The sequence below is a fragment of the Aeromicrobium sp. genome, from assembly GCF_036676885.1.
Taxonomy (GTDB): Bacteria; Actinomycetota; Actinomycetes; order Propionibacteriales; family Nocardioidaceae; genus Aeromicrobium.
In genome coordinates, this window is sequence record NZ_JAKFCB010000223.1 from 1 (window position 1) to 3,987 (window position 3,987).

General features: G+C 70.2%; 3 protein-coding genes and 1 pseudogene. All 4 read right to left on the minus strand.

Going from position 1 to position 3,987, the window contains the following annotated elements; translation table 11 throughout:
- A pseudogene (locus V6M46_RS10140) lies at nucleotides 1–1,218 on the minus strand (primosome assembly protein PriA); the annotation flags it as partial.
- Between the two features lie 98 nt (nucleotides 1,219–1,316).
- Nucleotides 1,317–2,510 (minus strand): methionine adenosyltransferase, encoded by a 1,194-nt coding sequence (metK, locus tag V6M46_RS10145; RefSeq protein WP_332664433.1) that lies wholly within the window; start codon nucleotides 2,508–2,510, stop codon nucleotides 1,317–1,319.
- Nucleotides 2,511–2,570: 60 nt separating this feature from the next.
- On the minus strand, nucleotides 2,571–3,773 hold the full coding sequence (gene coaBC / locus V6M46_RS10150; protein ID WP_332664435.1) for a bifunctional phosphopantothenoylcysteine decarboxylase/phosphopantothenate--cysteine ligase CoaBC: 1,203 nt from the start codon (nucleotides 3,771–3,773) through the stop codon (nucleotides 2,571–2,573).
- Nucleotides 3,774–3,802: 29 nt separating this feature from the next.
- Nucleotides 3,803–3,987: DNA-directed RNA polymerase subunit omega (rpoZ, locus tag V6M46_RS10155; protein WP_332664438.1), on the minus strand; the 185-nt coding region annotated here is incomplete at its 5' end.

Below are 3,987 nucleotides of genomic sequence, written 5' to 3' on the forward strand. Positions count from 1 at the left end.
CGGCTGGCGGCAGGTCTGGCACGACAGCGACTCGCGATAGCCGCGCCGCGGGACCTGCACCAGGACGGCGCCCTTGGCGGACCGGATCGCGCGGAACGCCTCCTGCGGCAGGCGGACCGGTGCGGAGCCGGCGGTCGACCCGTCGGTGACGGTGAGCCGCGGCCAGGCCCGGCGCCGCTCACGCTGGTCAGCGGCGAGCTCGACGCACCATCGGCTGTCGATCAGCGACTGACCTTCGGCGGTGCGGGCATGACCACCGATCAGCAGGGCCGTCTGCTGGGTCGAGGCCCGCAGCAGGAGCACCTCCCGGGCATGCGGATAGGGCGAGCGGGGCTCGGCGAACAGGTCGTCGCCGTCATCCCACATCGCGACGAGCCCGAGGTCGTTGACCGGCGCGAACGCCGCCGCGCGGGTGCCGAGCACGACCTGCACGTCGCCGCGCGACGCCGCCAGGAACGCCCGATAGCGGTCAGCCGGCTCGTCCGCCGCGGTCAGCGCGACGTGTCTCCCCTCGCCGAGCACCTGGGTGAACACGGCGTCCCATCGCGCGACGTCGCGGTTGTCGGGCACGCACACGACCGAACCCCGGCCGGAGCCCAGTGTCGCGAGCACCGCCTCGGCGACCAGTTGCGCCGGATCCTGGCCGGGAACCGCGGTCCACCATGCCCGCGGGCGCTCCCCCGCGCGGAGCGCAGCGATGAAGCCGAGACCATGGGCGTACGTCTGCCAGCCGGCCGCGCTGCCGACCGGCAACGCTCCCTCGGCGGCTGCCCCACGTGACGCCTCCGTCCGGGCGTGACGCGGCGGGATCGCCAGGCGCAGGACATCGCCGAGCGTGCCGGCATAGCGGTCAGCGACCGCGCGGGCCAGTGCCAGAACCTCGGGGTGCAGCACGGGCTCGGAGGACACGACCTTGGCCAGGAACGCCAGCTTGCCCCCGTGCTCGGTGGCCTCGACCCGCTCGACCACGAACCCGTCGACCAGACGACCGGCGAAGCGGACCTTGACCCGGCAGCCCACCACGGTCTGCACGTCGAGGGTCGTGGAGACGAGGTAGTCGAACAATCGGTCGAGGTGGGCCAGGCCGCTGTCGACCGCGACCCGGGCAACCGGGCGGAACGGGGCCGCTTCGAGCGCCGGCTTGGCCGCCGCCTTGCGCGAACGTGCCGCGGGCGTGGGAGGGACCAGCGCCAGCTGCTCCGGCCCCTCGTCTGTCATCACGGTGCTGTTCTATCAGCCGCCACCCACACCGGCCGCATCGTGCAGACGCGGAACGGCCCCCGCCGAGGCGAGGGCCGTTCTGTCAGCTGTGACGCTCAGGCGTGGACGTGGGCCTTGAGCGCGTCGGCACGGTCCGTCGTCTCCCAGACCACGCCGGGGAGCTCGCGGCCGAAGTGGCCGTATGCCGCGGTCTGCGCGTAGATCGGCTTGAGCAGGTCGAGGTCGCGGATGATCGCGGCCGGACGCAGGTCGAACACCTCGAGAACCGCGGCGCGGATCTTGTCGACCGGGACCGTCTCGGTGCCGAACGCCTCGACATAGAAGCCGACCGGGTGAGCCTTGCCGATCGCGTAGGCGACCTGCACCTCGACCTTGGTGGCGAGGCCCGCGGCGACGATGTTCTTGGCGACCCAGCGCATCGCGTAGGCGGCCGAGCGGTCGACCTTGCTCGGGTCCTTGCCGGAGAAGGCGCCGCCACCGTGGCGGGCGTAGCCGCCGTAGGTGTCGACGATGATCTTGCGGCCGGTCAGTCCGACATCACCCATGGGGCCGCCGATGACGAACTTGCCGGTCGGGTTGACCAGCAGGCGGTAGTCGGACGTGTCGATGTCGAAGTCGGCCAGGATCACGTCGACGACGTGCTTCTTGATGTCGACCGTGAGCTGCGAGTCGAGGTCGATGCCGTCCTCGTGCTGCGTCGACAGGACGACGGTGTCGACGCGTACGGGCTTGTCGTTGTCGTCGTACTCGACCGTGACCTGCGTCTTGCCATCAGGACGCAGGTAGGGCAGCGTGCCGTCCTTGCGGACCGCGGTCAGCTGCTCCGCGAGGCGGTGCGCGATCGTGATCGGCAGCGGCATGAGCTCGGGGGTCTCGTCGCACGCGAACCCGAACATCAGGCCCTGGTCGCCGGCGCCCTGGAGGTCGAGCGGGTCGTCCGAGCCCTGGGTGCGGCCCTCGAATGCCGTGTTGACGCCCTGAGCGATGTCGGGCGACTGGGCGTCGAGGGTGATCTGGACGCCGCAGGAGGCGCCGTCGAAGCCCTTGACGGACGAGTCGTAGCCGATGTCCAGGACTCGGTCGCGCGCGATCTTGGCGATGTCAGCGTATGCCTCGGTCGTCACCTCGCCGCCGACAACGATCAGCCCGGTCGTGATGAACGTCTCACAGGCCACGCGGCTCTTGGGGTCCTGGGCCAGCAGGGCGTCGAGGACGCTGTCGCTGATCTGGTCGGCGATCTTGTCCGGGTGACCCTCGGTCACGGACTCGGACGTGAAGAAGCGGCTCACATTTTCTCCTGGGTTGATGGCTGTACAGCATTCTAACGAGCAAGATGACTCGTAGTTTCGCTAGTCCAGTCGTTGGATGACTGCGTCCCAGATCGCGTGCGCCAGCCGGATCTTGGGACCGTGCGGAATCTCCTCGACGGTTTCGTCGGAACCGAGGATGACGGCCTCGCTCTCGTCCTTGCCGAAGACCTTGCCGGCGCTGACGTCGTTGACCACGAGGAGGTCGCAGCCCTTGCGCGCAAGCTTGGCACGGGCGTGCTCGATGACGCTCGCGCGAGCATCACCGGTCTCGGCGGCGAATCCGACGATGACCGGGCGCTTGCTCGTACGTCCCTCGACCAGCTCGCGCAGGATGTCGGGGTTCTCGACGAGGTGGATGTCGGGGGCCACTCCGTCGTCCGACTTCTTGATCTTGGCCTCGACGAACTCGGCCGGGCGAAAGTCCGCCGGGGCCGCAGCCATCACGACGGCATCCGCGTCGGCCGCGGCGAGGTGCATCTGCTGGCGCAGGTCCTCGGTGCTGACGACGCGCACGATCTCGACGCCTGCGGGGTCCGGAAGAGCCACGTTGGCGGCGACCAGCGTGACCCGCGCGCCGCGCGCCACGGCGGCCTCGGCGAGGGCGTATCCCTGGCGACCGGATGAGCGGTTGCCGAGGAAGCGGACCGGGTCCAGGTATTCGCGCGTGCCGCCGGCCGAGACGACGACGTGCCTGCCGGCGAGGTCCTGAGGGCGTCCCTCGAGGACCTGCAGGGCGGCGGCGTAGATCTCATCCGGGTCAGGCAGGCGACCCTTGCCGGTGTCGACGCCGGTCAGACGGCCCACGGCCGGCTCCAGCACGACGAAACCCCGCTCCCGGAGCAACGCGACGTTGGCCTGGGTGGCGGGGTGATTCCACATCTCGGTGTGCATGGCCGGAGCGAACATGACCGGGCAGCGCGCCGTGAGGAGGGTGTTGGTCAGCAGGTCGTCCGCGAGGCCATGCGCGGCCTTGGCCAGGATGTTGGCGGTGGCCGGCGCCACCAGCACGAGGTCGGCGCCCTGTCCGATGCGGACATGGGCGACCTCGTCGACGTGCTCGAACACGCCGGACTGGACGGGCTTGCCGCTGAGGGCTTCCCACGTCGCAGCCCCGACGAAGTGCAGCGACGAGGCGGTCGGGACGACCCGGACGCTGTGACCCGACTCGGTGAACAGGCGCAGCAGCTCCGCGGCCTTGTAGGACGCGATGCCACCGGACACGCCGAGGACAATCTCGGTCATGTCGTCACCGCCTCACGTCGGAGGATGGATCAGGCCTTGGCTGCGGCCGCGGCTTCGGCCTCGGGGTCGATGTCCTCGACGGTCAGCAGACCGGCGTTGATCTCGCGCAGCGCGATCGACAGGGGCTTCTCCTGCACACCGGTCTCGAGGAGCGGTCCGACGTACTCGAGGAGGCCCTCGCCGAGCTGCGAGTAGTAGGCGTTGATCTGGCGCG